The organism is Halomonas sp., from assembly GCF_031581305.1.
Lineage (GTDB): Bacteria > Pseudomonadota > Gammaproteobacteria > Pseudomonadales > Halomonadaceae > Halomonas.
In genome coordinates this window covers 1-1,885 of the sequence record NZ_JAVLBC010000320.1, presented here as the reverse complement: position 1 = coordinate 1,885, position 1,885 = coordinate 1, and the positions used below count along the sequence as shown (strand labels likewise).

Genomic DNA, 1,885 nt, shown 5'->3' with positions numbered 1-1,885 from the left:
CAGAGTGTTCTCCAGGGCGGCCACCGCCTGGCGCTGCATCAGGGTACTGCGCCGCTGCTCGTCGCGCCGCGAGGTGGAGACCGAGCCGCTTGCCGCCAGGCGTTCCATGCGCGACAGCTCCCGCTCGGCAAGGGTGAGCGCCTCCTTCTCCAGCGCCAGCAGGCGGCGGGTGTTCTCCTCCTCGGCGTCAAGCTGGGCCAGCTCGCCGGCCAGGCTCGCCAGTTCCGCCTCGGCCTCGGCGATGGCCAGCTCGTAACGGCTGGGGTCCAGGGCCACCAGCAGGGTGCCCTCGGGCAGCAGGGTGCCGCTCTCCAGTTCCGGGTGGCGCTCGACGACGCGCCCCGCCACGTTGGCCGTCGCCTGCCAGGTCTCGGCGGGGCGCGCCACGCCGTGGCCGCGCGCCTCCAGGCGGAAGTCCAGTCGACGGACTTCGATAGTCCTGACGGGAGTGGCGGAGGCCGCCGCGTCCTGACGCTCGGGGGCCTGGCGGTTGGCCACGAAGAAGACCAGCAGGGCGACTCCCGCGGCTATCCCGATCAGTACCGCCAACCCCCGCCCCAGCCGGCGTATCGAGGGCCTCATGCGACACCTCCCGCATCCGCGCGGATGCCGTGCCGGTAGAGCTCGAAGGCCGCCGGCGCCCGGTCGACGATGCCAGACACGTCGTCGGCGATCATCGACAGCAGCACCAGCCCCTGGACGCAGCCGATGAACTGGGTCGCCGCCGCGTCAAGGTCGAGCCCGGCTCGCAGCTGCCCTCGACGTCCGGCCTCCTCGAGCAGGCTCAGCAGGCGCCGCCGATAGCGTTCCAGCAGGCCGCGCACCAGTCGGCTGGCGGCAGTGGGATGGGGGTGCTGCAACTGGCCCATCAGCAGTCGCGGCACTCCCGGGTGCTCGGCGATGAAAGCCACGTGAGCCAGGAACATCGCCTCCAGCGCAGCCAAGGGCTCCTCGACGCCCTCGGCAGCGGCAGCGACCCGCGCCATCACTCGCTCGGCGATCCAGGCCACCGCCGCCTCCCAGATCGCCTCCTTGCTGGCGAAGTGGCGAAAAAGCGCCCCCTGGGTGACGCCCATGCGGCTGGCGATGCGCCCGGTGGTCAGGGTGGCGGGTTCCTCACGGCCGCAAAGCTCGATGAGGGCTTCGACGGTGCGCTCCCGGCGCTCGTCGGCGGGGAGATGCTGGCGTTGCGACATGCCAGGAGCCTCAAAAGATAGTAATCAGTCACTATTCTAGAAGACGCATTGCGAACCCGCGAGGACCAGGGAGCCTCACCATGACCCGAGTCAAAAGGCCAAGGGGGGTAGTCGACTAGCATGGTCGGGATTCCCACGACAGGAGGCTCACCATGGAGCTCGTCTGCCCCGCCGGCAACCTGCCCGCCCTGAAGCGCGCCGTGGATGAAGGGGCCGATGCCGTCTACTTCGGCTTCCAGAACACGACCAACGCCCGCCAGTTCGCCGGGCTCAACTTCACCGACAGGCGCGCCCGGGAAGGTATCGACTACGCTCACGCCCGCGGTAAGCGGGTATTCTGTGCCATCAACACCTATCCCCAGCCGGACGGATGGGCCATGTGGACCCGTGCCGTGGACCAGGCCGCCGATCTCGGCGTCGATGCCCTTATCATGGCCGACATGGGACTGCTCGATTACGCCGCCCGCCGCCACCCTTCCCTGCCCCGCCACCTCTCGGTGCAGGGCTCGGCCACCAGCCATGAGGCGCTGCGCTTCTACCACGAGCAGTTTGGCATCAAGCGTGCCGTGCTGCCCCGCGTGCTCTCCATCACCCAGGTGCGCGACCTGGCCAGGCAGAGCCCGGTGGAGCTGGAAGTCTTCGCCTTCGGCAGCCTGTGCATCATGGCCGAAGGCCGCTGCTACCTCTCG

2 protein-coding genes and 1 pseudogene are annotated in these 1,885 nt (G+C 69.5%); 1 reads left to right on the top strand and 2 read right to left on the bottom strand.

What is annotated here, in order from left to right; all coding sequences use genetic code 11:
* Positions 1-582: pseudogene (locus tag RI841_RS16275) on the bottom strand (efflux transporter periplasmic adaptor subunit); the annotation flags it as partial.
* Positions 579-1,196: a TetR/AcrR family transcriptional regulator gene (locus RI841_RS16270; protein WP_310706674.1), complete on the bottom strand. Its 618-nt coding sequence runs from the start codon at positions 1,194-1,196 to the stop codon at positions 579-581. The gene RI841_RS16270 and the pseudogene RI841_RS16275, both read right to left, overlap by 4 nt.
* Positions 1,197-1,348: 152 nt before the next feature.
* Here RI841_RS16270 and RI841_RS16265 point away from each other — a divergent pair.
* Positions 1,349-1,885 (top strand): peptidase U32 family protein (locus tag RI841_RS16265; RefSeq protein WP_310706673.1); only part of this gene is annotated, 537 nt, incomplete at its 3' end.